A 14456-nucleotide genomic window follows, 5' to 3' on the forward strand; every position below is an offset into this window, starting at 1 on the left:
TTAAGGGTTGTGATTCGGTCGTCCTCTGTGGGTTCCTCTCGCGGCACACTCACTCGTGGACGCGCCAGGTGAAGATGCTCTCGAAGACGTAGTTGACGAACATGGCGATCCCGATCGCGCCGCCCTTGACGAAGATCGGCCAGAGGTCGACCGGGCCCACCGAGACGGGCACGCCGACCTCGTAGACGACGAGGACGGCGAAGAGAATGCTCCACTGCAGCGTCGACCCACCGGCACGGACGAGATGCGAGCGCAAGAGGCGCGCGCCCAGCGAGCGGCGGTCGTCCTCGCCTTCGCTCGCGAAGGTCCAGTTGTCGTTGACGACGAACATCACGAGAATCGCGACCTCGATGCCGACGGCGTTGGCGACGGCGGTCGGGACGCCGACGAACTGGTCGAGGACGACGAAGGTCGTCGTGTCGAAGGCGGCACCGACCGCACCGACCGAGGCGAACTTCCCAAAGCGGACCCCCGAGAGCAACGATCGGAGGGGTGCGAGGCGGCTACTCATCGTTGTCGATCAGTGCGGGACCCTCCTCGCGTGTCGCGGCGATAGCGGCGTGGAGACGACTGTCGCTCAGCCGCTTCGCCCGGTGGCGTGCGCGCAAGAGCGCCGTCGCCATGTTCAGCGACGTTCGCACCGGCGAGACCGTCGAGCCGGGTCTGTCCTCCCACTCGATGGGGACCTCCGCGACGGTCAGTCCCAGCGCACCGGCGATCGCGACCAGCTCCACGTCCCAGGCGAAGCCGGCGTCGTAGAGGTGCGTGCGCACGTGCTCCCACCCCTCGGCCGTGATCGCCTTCGCGCCACACTGGTAGTCGTACAGCGACACGTCGAGCAGGTGGCCGGCGATCCAGGCGAAGCCGTCGCCCAGGAACCGCCGCGCGAAGGTCTGGTGGCTGCTGACGGTCGCGTCGGGGTGACGGCGAGAACCGACCGCCAGGTCCGCCTCGCCGGCCCTGACCCGGTCGATGACGTGTGCGAGAGAGGCCGCGTCGGTCGATCCGTCGGCGTCGGCGAACGCGCGAACGTCCGTCTCGATCGCCTCGAAGCCGGCGGTGATCGCGGCTCCCTTCCCGCGGCGGTAGGGGACGGCGTTGACCGTGGCTGGGAGCGAAGCCAGCCCCTCGGTGACGCCGGGTTCCGGGTCGTCGAGTTCGATACGGATCCGTGCCGGAGCCAACTGCTCGTCGAGCGTCCTGACGTACGAGCCCAGTCGATCCACGTCCGGTCGAAACGCAGGGACGACGATACCCACCGACTGATCCATTCGTCCGGGCAATCGAGACCGCGGCTAAAAACAGTTCGACATTCCCGCCGACAACGGGGCAGTGCAAAAAGCGTATTATCGGTGGTGACGCTGTCCCCACTAATGGAATACGGTCTCGTCGCGCTCTGGCTGGCGCTCTATCTCGCCCTACTGGTGGCCGGCAGCGTCGTCACGAGCTGGCTGTTCCCGCGCTTCGAGGACGGGGGCTCCGGCGTCGCGGTCGTGCTGTCGGTCACCGTCGTCTGGTTGGTCACCTTCTTCGTCGGTCGACTGTCGATGACGGCGGGGATCTGGCTGGGCGTCGCCGTCCTCGTCGGGCTGGTCGTTCTGGCGGGGAGTCGTGGCGTCGACCTCGATCTGGGGCGGATCGGCGAGAGCTGTCTGGTCTTTAGCGCGGCTTTCCTGTTCCTGGTCGGGATGCGCGTGTTCGCGGTCCCGCTGGGCGCGAGCGACCCGGTGATCGCGCCGCTCCCGCTGGCGATCGGCGAGAAGATGCTGGATTTCGGCCTGCTGAAGTCGCTCGTCCGAACCGAAGCCCTGCCGCCCGAGGACGTGTGGTTCGCCGGTGAGCCGGTCGCGTACTACTACGGCGGCCACCTCGTCGCGGCGATTCTCACCCGCATCACCGGTACCGCGGGGCGGTTCGCCTACAACCTCTCGCTGGCGGGTTTCTACGCGATGCTCGTGACCGCGGTGTACGGCGTCGCCGGCAACGTCGCGGCCGACCGCTCGATCCCGCGTCGGCTGGCCGGCGTCCTGAGCGTCTTCGCGGTCGGGCTCGCGAGCAACCTCACGACGCCGGTGCGAGCGGTGCTCGCACTCCTGCCCGACGGCCCGTCCGCGTGGCTCGCTGGCGTCGTCGGGATCGAACGGGACGGGCTTGCAGACGGGCTCGGCCAGTTCTACTACTTCGACGCGAGCCGCGTCATCACCGACCACCGGAGCGACTTCGCGTTCCAGTTCGGCGACGCCGACCCGGGTGCGACCGCGCCGACGATCAACGAGTTCCCCTTCTTCTCGTGGTTCAACGGCGACATGCACGCCCACATGATGAGTACCGCGTTTCTCGTCTTCGCCGCGGCGGTCTGTCTGGCCTACTACCGGACGCCCGCCCGCGAGGTGACGCGCCGTCGGCTGCTCGTGGTCGGCGTCCTCCCGCCAGTCGCAGGCCTCCTGGCGGTCACGAACACCTGGTCGTTCCCGACGCCGGCAGGGCTGGCGCTGCTGACAGTCGCCCTCGCACCGGCCGACGCACGGTCACTGCTGCCCGAACCACTCGCCGACCGGTTCCCCGAAACTGCCCTCTGGCGGGAGGGATCGCGCCTCGCCGTCGGCCTGGGCGTCGCCGTCGCCGTCGTCGCGCTGGGTTTGCTCTGGTCGCTGCCGTTCTGGCTCGGGCCGGCGAGCGGGCGCGAGATCGCCGTCCTGCCGGACCGATCCTCGCTCACCGAACTGCTGCTCGTCCACGGGCTCTTTCTGGCCTCCTTCCTCGCGTACCTCGCGGCTCGCGGCCGGCAGCGATTCGGCGAGCGAGCGACCACCGCGACGATCGGCTCCGCCGTCGCGATCGCCGGCTTCGCGGTCCTCGACCTCGCCGCCCTCGGCCTGTTCGTCCCGCTTGTGGGCGCGTGCTGGGCCCTCGCGCGACGGCCCGGCACGACGCCGAGCGCCGCCGAACCCGCTGGCGACACGGACCGCGCACGCTCGGACGGCGGCGCGGCGAGCGCCGGCTTCGAGACGGTGCTGATCGTCGCCGGCATCGGGCTCGTGACGCTGATCGAGTTCGTCTACCTCAAGGAGCCGACCGGTCGGATGAACACCGTCTTCAAGGTATCGATGCAGGTGTGGGTGCTGTGGAGTCTGGCCCTCGGGCCGGCGCTGGCGTGGGTGTTCACGAACCGCGCCACCGTCCCAGAGGACACACTCGGTCGGGTCCGATCTGCGCTGCCCCGCGTCGCCCTCGCCGTCCTCGTCGTCGGTGCCGGGCTGTACGCGCCGCTGGCGGCGACGACCGCGTTCGACGGCTCGGACCCGACGCTGGACGGGCTCGCCTACCTCGACTCGGAGTATCCCGAGGAGGCCGCCGCGATCCACTGGCTCGACGATCGATCCGGGCGACCGGTCCTCGTCACGGCGGCACCGGGCGGGTACACCTGGGACGCCTCGGACGGCGAGGGGTCGAGTGCGCCGGCCAGTCTGACCGGACGCCCGACCGTCCTCGGGTGGTTCCACGAGGCACAGTACCGCGGGGACGAGCCGTATCGGGAGCGACTGAGAGACGTGCGGACGATCTACACCGGCGAGCCCGAAGAGCAGGCCGCGCTGCTCGAACGCTACGACGTGCGGTACGTCTACGTCGGCCCGGTCGAGCGGGCCACCTACGATCAGATCACCGTCGACGCGGTGGCGGGCGTCGAGCCGGTCGAGGAGTTCGACGGTGTGACGATCTACCGGGTCACCGACGACAGTGAGGGAGGGTCGTCATAGCCCGTCGCAAACGGCGTGTGCGCCGTTTCGACGGTCCCGGTCGCGGACCGCGAGCGTCAGCCACCGGGACCCAGCGCGGCGATGTCGGCCCCGACCGTCGCCAGCGCGTCGGCGGGGTTCGGATCGCTGTCCGCGAGGTGTCGCCAGTCGTCGTCCGGTGCCCGTTCGAGTAGCGCGACGACGGCCGCTCGGTACTCGCGGAACTGGGCACCGGGATCGGCCCGCTCCTCCCAGACGCTCCGGATGACCGTCCGCGAGTCGATCCTGACCTCGATCCGTGCGGGCTCGAACTGCGCCAGCAGGCGCGCCAGCCCGAGCGCGAGCGCGGCGTACTCGGCGGTGTTGTTGTCCGTCCGCGAGCCGACCGGTCGCGCGAGACGGAGCAGCGACTCGCCGGCCTCGTCCTGCACGACGGCACCAGCGCCCGCCGGCCCCGGGTTCCCGCGAGAGCTGCCGTCGACGTAGAGAATCGCCGTCTCGCCGGCCAGGTCGCGATCGACCCGTGTCTCGTGGTCGTCGGCCGACAGCACGCGTTCGATCGCCGCTCGCAGCTCCGCCGGCTCGGTTCCGGGTTCGAACAGTCCGCCGACGCCGGGGACCGCCGCGTCGATCGCGTCGATCGCTGCCGACACCTCGTAGTCGTACGCGGCCAGGACGCGCTCGACGCGCTCGGCGAGCGGTGACAGTGACTCCGACGGGAGATCACGGGCCGCCGTCACCGTGACCACCGCCGCTGTCGTCGCGACCGTTCCATACGCGGCGTCGGGGCCGTAGCCACCTATCGATGTCGGTGGGCTCTTCGACGGTCGACAGCTGTCGCTACGAGGGACCGTCGTCCGGCAGTGACCGCAGAGAGGACGAAACAGACCGCCAGCAGGATCAGGCGTCGCCGCGTGGCTCGACGACGCCGACCGCACCGGCGTCGACGTCTTCGGTGTCGAGGTGCATCGCGACGAACTCACGACGCATGAACCGTTCGCGCTCCTCGGGTTTGCCGATCGTACACCACAGCTGCGGTTCGTCCGGCCCGTGCCAGTCGCCCTGACGGGCGATCGCGAAGCAGACGTACTCCTCGCCGTCGTACTCGATGGTGGCACCCTTCCGGATTCCGGGATCCCCGTGGATAATGAGCTTCTTCATGCGCCGGCTTTTGCCGACAGCGCACTTAGCTTCTACGGTGCGGAGCGCGAATCTCCCGTCGTGACCGAGCGACGCGGGGCGTGAGCGGGCCAGCCAGGGCCGAGTGCCCGACCGTCACGGGCGACTCTCGAACGGCCACAGCAGCTTTGTCGATGGGACGACATCGCTTCGAGCATGGACGAGGTGTTCGGACGACGTGACACGGATTCGGGGACGAGCGTCAGGGGGACAGTCGTGTGGGGCCTCCGCCTGCTCGGCTTGGCGATCGTGGTGCTGGGTCTGGCACTGTGGCTGCTGACCAGTTCGGGTCTGGTCCTCCTGCCCGGCGGACTCGTCGTCGCCGGCCTCGCGGTGATGGTCGTTCCCGGACTCCTCGCCGGGCTCGTCGAGTTGCTGTCCTGATACCGTCGGCGTGGTCGGGACCGAACCGTCGGGGTTTTAAGCACCGCTGTGTAACCTCGCCGTAAGGTCGATATCTATGCAGATGCCACGCCGATTTAACACGTACTGTCCGCACTGTAACGAGCACAACGAACACGAGGTCGAGAAGGTCCGTTCCGGCCGCACGTCGGGCATGACCCAGATCGGCGGCCGCCAGGCCGACCGCAACTCCAAGGGGATCGGGAACTCCGGGAAGTTCTCGAAGGTGCCCGGTGGGGACAAGCCCACCAAGAAGACGAACCTCAAGTACCGCTGTAGCGACTGTGGCAAGGCCCACCTCCGCGAGGGATGGCGAGCTGGCCGACTGGAGTTCCAGGACTAGAACGATGGCAGGAAGCTTCCTCTCCGTCGAATGTCCGGACTGTGAGAACGAACAGACGGTCTTCAGCAAGGCCGCCACCGAAGTCGCCTGCGCGGTCTGTGGGCACACGCTCGCCCGCCCGACCGGCGGCAAGGCGACCATCGAGGGTGCGGTCCTCGAAACGGTCGAACAGCGATGAAGTACAGCGGCTGGCCCGAATCCGGCGAACTCGCCGTCGGCAAGATCGACGAGATCGAAGACTTCGGCGTCTTCGTCGACCTCGAAGAGTACGAGGACAAGCGCGGCCTCTGTCACATCAGCGAAGTCGCCAGCGGCTGGATCAAGAACGTCCGCGACCACGTCAACGAGGGCCAGACTGTCGTCGTGAAAGTGCTGGAGATCGACGAGGACGCCCAGCAGATCAACCTCTCGATCAAGGACGTCAACGACCACCAGCGCAAAGAGAAGATCCAGGAGTGGAAAAACGAGCAGAAGGCCGACAACTGGATGGAGCTGGCCTTCGGCGAGGATCTCGCCGACGAGCAGTACGCCGCCGTCGCAAACGAACTGCTCGCCGACTTCGGCTCGCTGTACGACGGCTTCGAGGCCGCGGCGATCCACGGGACGGAGGCCCTCGACGAGACGGACCTCTCCGAGGACGAGATCGACGCCGTCGTCGAGACCGCACGCGAGAACGTCTCGGTGCCCTACGTCGACGTGACCGGCTACGTCGACCTGACCTGTCCCGGCAGTGACGGCGTCGAGCTCATCAAGCAGGCGCTCCAGGCCGCCGAGGGCGACGCCGACGCACTCCCCGACGGCGCGGATGCAGACGCCGACGTGCCCGAGGAGGTCGAACTCGAAGTGACCTACGTCGGTGCGCCCGAGTACCGGATCAAGGTCCGGGCTCCCGACTACAAGCGCGCCGAATCCGAGCTCGAAGCCAGCGCCGACCGTGCCCGCGCGGTCGTCGTCGAACACGGTGGCACCGGCGAGTTCCACCGCGAGCGCAACGAAGACGAAGAGTAAGCCGATGCGGGCCGATCTCCGCGTCTGTTCCGAGTGGGCGTCCGAGCACGACCGGCCCGTCTACACGCTTTCTGAGCGCTGTCCCGACTGTGGGAGCGACGCCGTCAACAGCGCGCCGGCACCGTTCGATCCCGCGGACCCGTACGGCGAGTATCGACGCGCACTTAAGCGGCGGCGACGGGAGTAGGGCCATGGACGAGTTCGAGATCGAGCGAATCGCGGACGGCGAGTTGACCGATCCGGTACTGGTCGAAGGATTACCCGGCGTCGGCCATGTCGGCAAGCTCGCGGCCGAACATCTGCTCGAAGAACTCGACAGCGTGCTGGTCGCCCGCGTCTACTCCCAGCACTTCCCGCCACAGGTCACCGTCGAAGACGGCACGACACAGCTGGCGTCGGCAGAGTTTCACGCCGTCAGGCCAGAAGACGGGCGGGACATGCTCGTGCTCACGGGCGATCACCAGGCACAGGACAACGAGGGCCACTACGGGCTGACCGACACCTTCCTCGACGTGGCCGAGGAGTTCGGCGTCGAGTCGGTGTACGCGCTCGGTGGCGTTCCGACCGGCGAACTGATCGAGGAGTACGACGTGCTCGGCGCGTCGACGACCGACTCGCTGGTCGAGGAACTCGAATCGGTCGGCGTCGCCTTCCGCGAGAACGAGCCCGCAGGCGGTATCGTCGGCGTCTCGGGCCTCCTGCTTGGCCTGAGCGGCCGCCGTGACCTCGACGCGGCCTGTCTCATGGGGGAAACCTCGGGCTATCTCGTCGACCCCAAGAGCGCGCAGGCGGTCCTGGAGATCCTCCAGGAACTGCTCGGCTTCGAGATCGACTACGAGGCACTCGAAGACCGCGCAGACGAGATGGAGGAAGTCGCCCGGAAGATTCAGGAGATGGAACAGGGGACGCCGACCCCCTCCGACGAAGACCTTCGGTACATCGGCTGATCGCGCCGACAGCGAACGATTCTTTATCACGCCAGCCGAACGTGAGGCCGTGTTCGCGCAGTTTGGGTCGCTGCCGGAGTGGCTCGTCGTCGGCCTCGGGCTCGGAGCGGCCGGCAGTGTCGCCGTCGCCGGCCTGTTCGTCGCTGCAGCCAGACTCTTCCCGCCGCCGGCAGCCGATGGTTCGTCCGGCACGGGTGAGCGACGGCGACGCGAGGAGCTTCGGTCGTACCTGCGAGCGATCGAGGAGCCCTTCGCGGAGGATCACTTCGTCGAGGGCCAGCCCGTCGCCTTCTACCTGCCCAAGCGCGACGTAGCGATCACGTTCGACGCGCGGGCCTACTACCGGATCGACCGATCACCGACCGTCCCCGTCCTGGTCGAACACGAGATGCCGGGCTGGCACCTCGGTGCCAGGCTCCCGTTCGAGACGCCGGAGATCGACGGTGGGTCGACCGGAGAGAGCGAGAGGACGGAGTACCACCCGACGGCCGACGCATTTCGGGAGCTCGGTCTGCCCACTTCGGCGACCCTGGAGGAGGTCAAGGGAGCCTACCGGCGCAAGGTCAAAGAGGTCCATCCGGACCACGGCGGCGACGAGGAGGCGTTCAAGCGCGTCAGACGGGCCTACACGAGAGCGAAGCAACACGCCGCCGACTAGATGCCCTGACTCATGAGGTGGCTGCGAAGCAGGTCGTCCTCTTTCGAGCCTGCGACGGGGTTGACCAGCGCGACCGTCTCGCCTTCGAACTCCGCGGCGAGTTCGCGCGCGCCGGCCAGGGCGACGCCGCCGGTCGCGCTGAGTTCGACGCCGGCAGTGCCGGCCGCGTCGACGGCCGCCTGCAACGCGTCGCTGTCCGAGACGGCGACGCCGCGCCCGCCGGTCTCGTCGACGGCCGCGACGGCGAGAGAGCCGACGGCGGGATCGGGGACTTCCAGGGGGCCGACGATCGTGTCGGGCTGTTCGGTGGCCGCGACCGCGTCGGCGGTTCCGCAGGCGTCGACGATGGGCGCACAGCCCGCTGGCTGTGCGGCGTAGAGACGCGGCGTCACGTCGAGGGCACCGGTTTCCCGGAGTTCCTCGATCGCCGTGTGGATCGCGGCGAGGACGATCCCGTGGCCGGTCGGGACCACGATCGCCGACGGGGCCGGCCCGGTGAGCAGCTCGTAGCCCAGTCGCTTGACGCCCGCGCGACGGTACGGCGACGACGGGCCGACGGGGAACCGCGCCCCGTCGCTGTCCTCGTAGGCCGCCAGCGCGTCGGGATAGCGTCCCTCGACGACGTTCATCTCTCCGCCGTGGACGTTGATCATCGCTTTGTTGACGAACGGACACCGCGAGGGGACGTAGCTGTGAGCGGTCACGCCGGCCCGACCGGCGTAGGCAGCCGCCGACTGACCGCCGTTGCCGGTCGTCGGGAGCGAAACGGCGTCGGCACCGACTGCCGCGCCGGCACTGACGGCGACCGCGAGTCCGCGATCCGTCACCGCGCCGGTCGGATTTCGCCCTTCGTCTTTGAGCAGGAGTCGATCGGCCCCGATCTCGTCGGCCAGTGTCGGACAGTCGGTCGCGGGCGTCTCACCCTCGTCGAGCGAGTGGCGGCGCTCGCGGGCCAGCGGGAGCGGCGGCCGCGTCGGTTCCGTACGGAGATCGTGATCGTACCGGGCCACGAGGAGGCCGCCACACGCCGGACAGCGCAGTTCGATCTCGTCGGCGTCGAACGTCTCCTCACAGTCTGCACAGGCGAACTCGCGAAAGGCCGGACTCGTCTCCATACTCGCACTGTGGGCCCCGCTCCCTTGTGCTGTGCGGTCGGGCTCCTTCGACTCCCGTCTCGGCGTGGCTCGACCGCGACGTAGCAAAGCCCGAGTCGTTTTTGTGGTCGCGGTCGAACGATCCGGTATGGATGTCGTGGTCGTCGGCGGCGGACTGGCTGGGCTGGTCGCGGCCCGCCACATCGCCGAGTCGGGCGCGGACGTGACGTTGTTCGAACGACGCGAGACCGTCGGTGGGCGCGTTCGCTCTCGCACCGTCGACGGCTACACGCTCGACCGTGGGTTCCAGGTACTCTTTCCCGCCTATCCGGCGGTCGAACGGGAACTGGACCTCGACGCGCTCGACCTCCGGCGGTTCACTCCCGGTGCGACGATCGCCCGGCCGGGCAAGCGATCGGTGCTGGCCGATCCCCTCCGGGATCCCCGCTCGGCGCTGGCGACGGTCTTCAACGACGAGGTGACGATCCGGGACCTACTCAGGCTCTACCGCCTCCAGCGAGAGCTGCGCGGACGGTCGGTCGACGAGATTCTCCGGCGTGGCGGCTCCTCGATCGAGGCGTATCTTGCCGATCGAGGATTCTCCGACGGGTTCGTCGAGTCCTTTGCAGCGCCCTTCTACGGCGGGATCACGCTCGACCGATCGCTGTCGACGGACAGCGCCGTCTTCGAGTACACGTTCAAGATGCTCACCGAGGGATCGACCGCCGTCCCGGCCGAGGGGATGGGTGCGATCACGGCCCAGCTCGCCGACCGGGCGCGGGCGGCCGGCGTCACCGTCGAAACCGGAACGACCGTCGACGCGGTCGTTCCCGGCGACGGCGTCACCGTCGAGACCGGCGACGAGTCCGTCGGGGCCGACGCCGCCGTCGTCGCGACCGATCCGAAGGCCGCGAGCGACCTCACCGGCGTGGCGGCGATCACGACGACGGCACGGAGCTGTGTCACCCAACACGTCGCGCTGCCGTCGGGCGATCGTCCGGAGATGGGGCGGCGGATCGTGCTCAACGCCGAGGACGACCGGCCGAACCAGATCGCACCGCTGTCGGCGGTCGCACCGGGGTACGCCCCGGACGGCCACGCGTCGTACGCTGCGACCTTCCTCGGAGAGCGAGAGGCCGACGACGAGACGCTGTTCGAGACGGTCCGGACGGCCCTGTCCGAGTGGTACCCCCAGACCAGCTTCGCCGACCTCGAACTGATCGGGACCGACCGCATCGAGTTCGCGCAGTTCGATCAGCCACCGGGATTCCGGGCCGGCTTGCCGGCGGTCGACGCTCCGGAGGGGCCGGTGGTGCTGGCCGGAGACTACACCCGCTGGTCGTCGATCCAGGGCGCACTGGAGAGCGGCCGAGTCGCCGCCGGAGCGGCGCTCGATACGCAGTGAGAACGTCGGAGCGAGCGATCACTCGCCGTTCGTGATGTGCGTGTGGGCCCCGATCAACGCGCCAGCCAGATCGAGGTCTTCGATGTGGGTCTCGCGGTCGATGATCGACTGCCGGACATCGCTGTCACGAATCGTCGCCTCGGGGAAGACGACGGAGTTGTCGAGCCTGGAATCGACGATCTCTGCGCCGTCGAGGACGTGGACGTTCTCGCCGACGGTGGTGTTCTCGACCGTGGCCGAGTCGGCGACGACGGCGTCGCCGTCCAGTTCCCAGGCGACCGCTTCGAGGTAGCTCTCGGGCGTACCGATGTCGTACCACGCGCCGTCGAAGGTAAAGGCGGAGACGGCGTCGTTGGCGACGAGCCACTGGATGAACCAGCCGGGCTCGTCGGGGTTGTTCCCACCCGAGAGGTACTCCTCGAAACGGACCGATTCGGCGGGGAACGCGTAACAGGCGATCGAGACGAGCGTGCTGTTGGGATCGTCGGGCTTCTCCTGGAAGTCGACGACCTCGTCGCCGTCGAGTTCGACCAGCCCGTAGGACTTCGCTCGTTCTCTGGAACCCACGTCGTAGGCCGCGATCGTCGGCGTGCCGGCACCTTCGAAGAAGTCGAGGAACTCGGCCACGTCGAAGCTGATGAGGTTGTCACCGGCGACGACCAGCAGATCCTCGTCCGTGATCCCCTCCCGGTCGACGAGCTGGGCGAGCGCGCCGACGACGCCGAACTTCTCGTCTTCCTCCGTCGTGTCCTCGACGGTGAGTTTCGGCTTCTCGTACGACGAGTCGGCGAGGTGAGCCTCGAAGTCGGTCGCGAACCGCTCGTTGGTGCTGACGAACACCTCCGAGATGCGATCGTCGCGTTCGAGTTCGCCCAGAATGCGGTCGATGACGGTGCTGTCACCGATCGGCAAGAGCATCTTGGGCCGATGTTTCGTGACCGGCCAGAGACGGGTCGCGTAACCGCCAGCGAGGACGACAGCCTTCATACGGGAACGCACCCGAGGCTGGAGTAAGTCTTTTTTGTTCTCGCCGACGGTCCCGAACGAGGAGGGCGGTCAGTGCTCGACGAACTCCAGCAACACGCCGCCGGTCGAGCGCGGGTGGAGGAACGCCACGTCGTGGCCCCACGCTCCGGGTCGGGGCTCCTCGTCGATCAGGTCCACGCCGGCAGAGCGTGCGGCCGCCAGTGCGTCCTCGATGTCGTCGGTCGCCACGGCGAGGTGGTGGATGCCGGGGCCGTGGTCCGCGAGATAGCCGGCGATCGCGCCGTCGGCGTCGGCCGTCGGCTCCAGCAACTCGAAGTAGCCGCCGTCGAGTTCGAGAAAGACGACATCGAGGCCGTCGAAGCGCTCTTCGTGAGCGATCGGTGCGTCCAGAAGGTCACGATACAGCGCCGCGAGCGTGGCCGCGTCGTCGGTCGCGATGCCGGCGTGGTCGAAGTGCATATCCGAGCCGACGGCGCGATCCCACTAATGACTGGGGCCTAGGCGGCCGATTCGTTGAGCTGCCAGAACCGTGACGTGCCGTCGCCCCGGTTCTGGATCCGGAGCACCGTGCGCTCGTCGTGCAGCACCGTCAGCGATTCGAAGTTGTCCGGCAGCGTCAACACCGCCTCGTACCGACAGCCGGGCTCGGAGCTGTTGGTGTCGATCGTCAGGCGGAAGTCGGCGTCGCCCTCCAGTGAGCTACCGGTCACCGGACCCGAGATCGTCTGGTTCAGCAGGATCGTCTGGTGGCCGCGGTTCGGGACCTGTGCGGTCCATCCGCTCACGTCAGCGGTCGAGTTACAGTCGCCGGACACGGACGCCGACGGCACCGAAACGCTCAGCGATTGCTGAAAGCCCAGGCTCACGGCCGTCGTCGCGGCGACGCCGACGAGCAGTCCGATCAGGAAGACTGCGACGAGCCGTCTCGTTTCGACCATGTATGCTCCCGATGTACTGCCTACTTAAATCAGTTGTCGCTATCGCCAGACGACGGTCCTACGCCGGCCCACCCGGCTGGTACTCCCCGAAGGCGTCACGGAGCACGTCGCAGATCTCGCCCGTGGTCGCGTAGGCCTTGACCGCTCGGATCATCGGCGGCAGGAGATTGTCGTCGCCCTCGGCGGCGACACGGAGAGCGTCGAGGCGCTCGGCGACGAGGTCGTCGTCGCGTTCCTCGCGGAGGGCGTCGAGGCGTTCGTGCTGTCTGGCTTCGAGCGTCTCGTCGACCTCCTCGATCTCGACTGGCTCTTCCTCGTCGACGGTGAACTCGTTGACGCCGACGATGATCCGATCACCGGACTCCTGTTCTTGCTGGCGCTCGTAGGCCACGTCCTGGATCTGGCGCTGGACCCACTGGTCCTCGATCGCCCGGCGCATCCCGCCGCGGTCGTCGACGGTGTCGAGGATCTCGCGGGCGTCGGCGGCCAGCTCGTCGGTGAGCGATTCGACGTAGTAGCTCCCGCCCAGCGGATCGATGGTGTCGGCGACGCCGGACTCGTGGGCGAGGATCTGCTGGGTCCGCAACGCGGTCCGAACGGAGTCTTCCGTCGGGAGGCCGACGGCCTCGTCTTTGCCGTTCGTGTGGAGGCTCTGTGTCCCGCCCAGCACCGCAGCCAGTGCCTGGTAGGCGACCCGGACGACGTTGTTCTCGACCTGCTGGGCCGTCAGCGTCGAGCCGGCCGTCTGGGTGTGGAACTTCAGTTGCTTGCTCTTCGGGTCGTCGGGGTCGAAGCGCTCGTCCATGATCTCGGCCCACAGCCGCCTGGCCGCTCGGAACTTCGCGACCTCTTCGAAGATGTTGTTGTAGGCGGCGAAGAAAAAGGACAGCTGCGGAGCGAAGTCGTCGACGTCGAGCCCGGCTTCGAGAGCTGTCTCGACGTACTCGATGCCGTTCCCGAGCGTAAAGGCGATTTCCTGGGCCGCCGTCGATCCGGCCTCGCGGATGTGGTAGCCGGAGATGGAGATCGTGTTGAACTTCGGCACCTCCTGGGAACAGAACTCGAAGATGTCGGTGATGATCCGCATCGACGGCTCCGGTGGGTAGATGTAGGTGTTGCGTGCGATGTACTCTTTGAGCACGTCGTTTTGAATCGTCCCGCGCAGTTCGTCTCGCGGGACGCCCTGCTGGTCGCCGATGGCGACGTACATCGCCAGCAACACGCTCGCTGGCGCGTTGATCGTCATCGAGGTCGAGACCTCGCCCAGATCGATCCCGTCGAAGACGACCTCCATGTCCCGAAGCGAGTCGATGGCGACGCCGGTCTTCCCGACCTCGCCGGCCGCCATCGCGTCGTTGGAGTCGTAGCCCATCTGGGTCGGCAGGTCGAAGGCCATCGACAGCCCGGTCTGGCCCTGGTCGAGCAGGTACTGGAACCGTTCGTTCGTCTCGGCCGCGGTACCCATCCCGGCGTACTGACGCATCGTCCACAGCTGTCCGCGGTACATCGTCGAGTAGACGCCGCGGGTGTAGGGCTCCTCTGCGGGGAACCCCAGATCCTCCTCGTAGTCGAGATCGGCCACGTCTGCGGGCGTGTAGAGTCGGTCGACCTCGCGGCCCGCCGTGTCAGTGGTGAACTGCTCCTCGCGCTCCCCGAATCGGTCGAGCGTCGGCCGGGCGGTCTCCTCGTGCCAGCGCTCTTTCTCGGCGCGGATGGCCGCCAGTTCCTCGGGATCGAACATAGCTGATCTCTCGGGCG

18 protein-coding genes are annotated in these 14456 nt (G+C 68.0%); 9 read left to right on the forward strand and 9 right to left on the reverse strand.

All coding sequences use genetic code 11. From position 1 onward, the window contains the following. Nucleotides 1-49: 49 nt before the first annotated feature. Together HMUK_RS13915 and HMUK_RS13920 are read right to left on the reverse strand one after the other, a co-directional pair. Nucleotides 50-511 (reverse strand): GtrA family protein, encoded by a 462-nt coding sequence (locus tag HMUK_RS13915; protein ID WP_015763819.1) that lies wholly within the window; start codon nucleotides 509-511, stop codon nucleotides 50-52. Further along, nucleotides 504-1271: a glycosyltransferase gene (locus HMUK_RS13920; RefSeq protein WP_015763820.1), complete on the reverse strand. Its 768-nt coding sequence runs from the start codon at nucleotides 1269-1271 to the stop codon at nucleotides 504-506. Before HMUK_RS13920 ends, HMUK_RS13915 begins: the two co-directional genes overlap by 8 nt. Before the next feature lie 102 nt (nucleotides 1272-1373). On the opposite strand from HMUK_RS13920, the gene HMUK_RS13925 reads away from it, so the two are divergent. Further along, nucleotides 1374-3758, forward strand: a complete 2385-nt coding sequence (locus HMUK_RS13925; RefSeq protein WP_015763821.1) for a DUF2298 domain-containing protein — start codon at nucleotides 1374-1376, stop codon at nucleotides 3756-3758. A 56-nt stretch (nucleotides 3759-3814) separates the two neighbouring features. Here the strand turns inward: HMUK_RS13925 and HMUK_RS13930 are convergent, their stop codons facing one another. Beyond that, the gene (locus HMUK_RS13930) at nucleotides 3815-4486 is read right to left on the reverse strand and encodes a ribonuclease HI family protein (RefSeq protein ID WP_126967066.1); all 672 of its coding nucleotides are present in this window, start codon (nucleotides 4484-4486) and stop codon (nucleotides 3815-3817) included. A 151-nt stretch (nucleotides 4487-4637) separates the two neighbouring features. Continuing rightward, nucleotides 4638-4898 carry an HAH_0734 family protein gene (locus tag HMUK_RS13935; RefSeq protein ID WP_015763823.1) on the reverse strand — a complete coding sequence of 87 codons (261 nt, stop codon included), beginning with the start codon at nucleotides 4896-4898 and terminating at the stop codon, nucleotides 4638-4640. A gap of 174 nt (nucleotides 4899-5072) precedes the next feature. Between HMUK_RS13935 and HMUK_RS13940 the strand changes: the two genes are divergently transcribed. The 7 genes from HMUK_RS13940 to HMUK_RS13970 all read left to right on the forward strand — a co-directional run bounded on the left by HMUK_RS13940 (nucleotide 5073) and on the right by HMUK_RS13970 (nucleotide 8274). Further along, a complete protein-coding gene (locus HMUK_RS13940; protein WP_015763824.1) occupies nucleotides 5073-5300 on the forward strand; it encodes a hypothetical protein in 228 nt (75 codons plus the stop codon). 76 nt (nucleotides 5301-5376) lie between these two features. Beyond that, nucleotides 5377-5661, forward strand: coding sequence for a 50S ribosomal protein L44e (locus HMUK_RS13945; RefSeq protein WP_015763825.1), 285 nt, complete (start codon nucleotides 5377-5379; stop codon nucleotides 5659-5661). 4 nt (nucleotides 5662-5665) lie between these two features. Continuing rightward, nucleotides 5666-5839: a 30S ribosomal protein S27e gene (locus HMUK_RS13950; protein ID WP_015763826.1), complete on the forward strand. Its 174-nt coding sequence runs from the start codon at nucleotides 5666-5668 to the stop codon at nucleotides 5837-5839. Beyond that, nucleotides 5836-6669, forward strand: a complete 834-nt coding sequence (locus HMUK_RS13955) for a translation initiation factor IF-2 subunit alpha (protein WP_015763827.1) — start codon at nucleotides 5836-5838, stop codon at nucleotides 6667-6669. Before HMUK_RS13950 ends, HMUK_RS13955 begins: the two co-directional genes overlap by 4 nt. Nucleotides 6670-6673: 4 nt before the next feature. Beyond that, nucleotides 6674-6856: an RNA-protein complex protein Nop10 gene (locus HMUK_RS13960; protein WP_015763828.1), complete on the forward strand. Its 183-nt coding sequence runs from the start codon at nucleotides 6674-6676 to the stop codon at nucleotides 6854-6856. A gap of 4 nt (nucleotides 6857-6860) precedes the next feature. After that, on the forward strand, nucleotides 6861-7616 hold the full coding sequence (locus HMUK_RS13965) for a proteasome assembly chaperone family protein (RefSeq protein WP_015763829.1): 756 nt from the start codon (nucleotides 6861-6863) through the stop codon (nucleotides 7614-7616). A gap of 49 nt (nucleotides 7617-7665) precedes the next feature. After that, the gene (locus HMUK_RS13970; protein ID WP_015763830.1) at nucleotides 7666-8274 is read left to right on the forward strand and encodes a J domain-containing protein; all 609 of its coding nucleotides are present in this window, start codon (nucleotides 7666-7668) and stop codon (nucleotides 8272-8274) included. Here HMUK_RS13970 and HMUK_RS13975 read toward each other — a convergent pair. Further along, entirely contained in the window at nucleotides 8271-9389 is a 1119-nt protein-coding gene (locus tag HMUK_RS13975; RefSeq protein ID WP_015763831.1) for a threonine synthase, read from the reverse strand. The genes HMUK_RS13970 and HMUK_RS13975 overlap by 4 nt on opposite strands. Before the next feature lie 127 nt (nucleotides 9390-9516). Between HMUK_RS13975 and HMUK_RS13980 the strand changes: the two genes are divergently transcribed. Beyond that, nucleotides 9517-10773, forward strand: a complete 1257-nt coding sequence (locus tag HMUK_RS13980; RefSeq protein WP_015763832.1) for an NAD(P)/FAD-dependent oxidoreductase — start codon at nucleotides 9517-9519, stop codon at nucleotides 10771-10773. Between the two features lie 18 nt (nucleotides 10774-10791). Here the strand turns inward: HMUK_RS13980 and HMUK_RS13985 are convergent, their stop codons facing one another. From HMUK_RS13985 to HMUK_RS14000, 4 genes are all read right to left on the reverse strand, one after another. Next, nucleotides 10792-11760 carry a sugar phosphate nucleotidyltransferase gene (locus tag HMUK_RS13985; RefSeq protein WP_015763833.1) on the reverse strand — a complete coding sequence of 323 codons (969 nt, stop codon included), beginning with the start codon at nucleotides 11758-11760 and terminating at the stop codon, nucleotides 10792-10794. A 69-nt stretch (nucleotides 11761-11829) separates the two neighbouring features. Then, nucleotides 11830-12219, reverse strand: coding sequence for a methylmalonyl-CoA epimerase (mce, locus tag HMUK_RS13990; protein WP_015763834.1), 390 nt, complete (start codon nucleotides 12217-12219; stop codon nucleotides 11830-11832). Between the two features lie 38 nt (nucleotides 12220-12257). After that, entirely contained in the window at nucleotides 12258-12698 is a 441-nt protein-coding gene (locus HMUK_RS13995; RefSeq protein ID WP_015763835.1) for a hypothetical protein, read from the reverse strand. 58 nt (nucleotides 12699-12756) lie between these two features. Beyond that, nucleotides 12757-14439 carry an acyl-CoA mutase large subunit family protein gene (locus tag HMUK_RS14000; protein ID WP_015763836.1) on the reverse strand — a complete coding sequence of 561 codons (1683 nt, stop codon included), beginning with the start codon at nucleotides 14437-14439 and terminating at the stop codon, nucleotides 12757-12759. Between the last annotated feature and the right edge of the window lie 17 nt (nucleotides 14440-14456).

Origin of the sequence: Halomicrobium mukohataei DSM 12286 (assembly GCF_000023965.1) — an archaeon.
Taxonomy (GTDB): domain Archaea; phylum Halobacteriota; class Halobacteria; order Halobacteriales; family Haloarculaceae; genus Halomicrobium; species Halomicrobium mukohataei.

Bases quoted from the DNA above. Each gene is read 5' to 3' on its own strand.
- HMUK_RS13915 (WP_015763819.1), bottom strand. From the start codon at position 511: ATGAGTAGCCGCCTCGCACCCCTCCGATCGTTGCTCTCGGGGGTCCGC.
- HMUK_RS13920 (WP_015763820.1), bottom strand. From the start codon at position 1,271: ATGGATCAGTCGGTGGGTATCGTCGTCCCTGCGTTTCGACCGGACGTG.
- HMUK_RS13925 (WP_015763821.1), top strand. From the start codon at position 1,374: ATGGAATACGGTCTCGTCGCGCTCTGGCTGGCGCTCTATCTCGCCCTA.
- HMUK_RS13935 (WP_015763823.1), bottom strand. From the start codon at position 4,898: ATGAAGAAGCTCATTATCCACGGGGATCCCGGAATCCGGAAGGGTGCC.
- HMUK_RS13940 (WP_015763824.1), top strand. From the start codon at position 5,073: ATGGACGAGGTGTTCGGACGACGTGACACGGATTCGGGGACGAGCGTC.
- HMUK_RS13945 (WP_015763825.1), top strand. From the start codon at position 5,377: ATGCAGATGCCACGCCGATTTAACACGTACTGTCCGCACTGTAACGAG.
- HMUK_RS13950 (WP_015763826.1), top strand. From the start codon at position 5,666: ATGGCAGGAAGCTTCCTCTCCGTCGAATGTCCGGACTGTGAGAACGAA.
- HMUK_RS13955 (WP_015763827.1), top strand. From the start codon at position 5,836: ATGAAGTACAGCGGCTGGCCCGAATCCGGCGAACTCGCCGTCGGCAAG.
- HMUK_RS13960 (WP_015763828.1), top strand. From the start codon at position 6,674: ATGCGGGCCGATCTCCGCGTCTGTTCCGAGTGGGCGTCCGAGCACGAC.
- HMUK_RS13965 (WP_015763829.1), top strand. From the start codon at position 6,861: ATGGACGAGTTCGAGATCGAGCGAATCGCGGACGGCGAGTTGACCGAT.
- HMUK_RS13975 (WP_015763831.1), bottom strand. From the start codon at position 9,389: ATGGAGACGAGTCCGGCCTTTCGCGAGTTCGCCTGTGCAGACTGTGAG.
- HMUK_RS13980 (WP_015763832.1), top strand. From the start codon at position 9,517: ATGGATGTCGTGGTCGTCGGCGGCGGACTGGCTGGGCTGGTCGCGGCC.
- HMUK_RS13985 (WP_015763833.1), bottom strand. From the start codon at position 11,760: ATGAAGGCTGTCGTCCTCGCTGGCGGTTACGCGACCCGTCTCTGGCCG.
- mce (WP_015763834.1), bottom strand. From the start codon at position 12,219: ATGCACTTCGACCACGCCGGCATCGCGACCGACGACGCGGCCACGCTC.
- HMUK_RS13995 (WP_015763835.1), bottom strand. From the start codon at position 12,698: ATGGTCGAAACGAGACGGCTCGTCGCAGTCTTCCTGATCGGACTGCTC.
- HMUK_RS14000 (WP_015763836.1), bottom strand. From the start codon at position 14,439: ATGTTCGATCCCGAGGAACTGGCGGCCATCCGCGCCGAGAAAGAGCGC.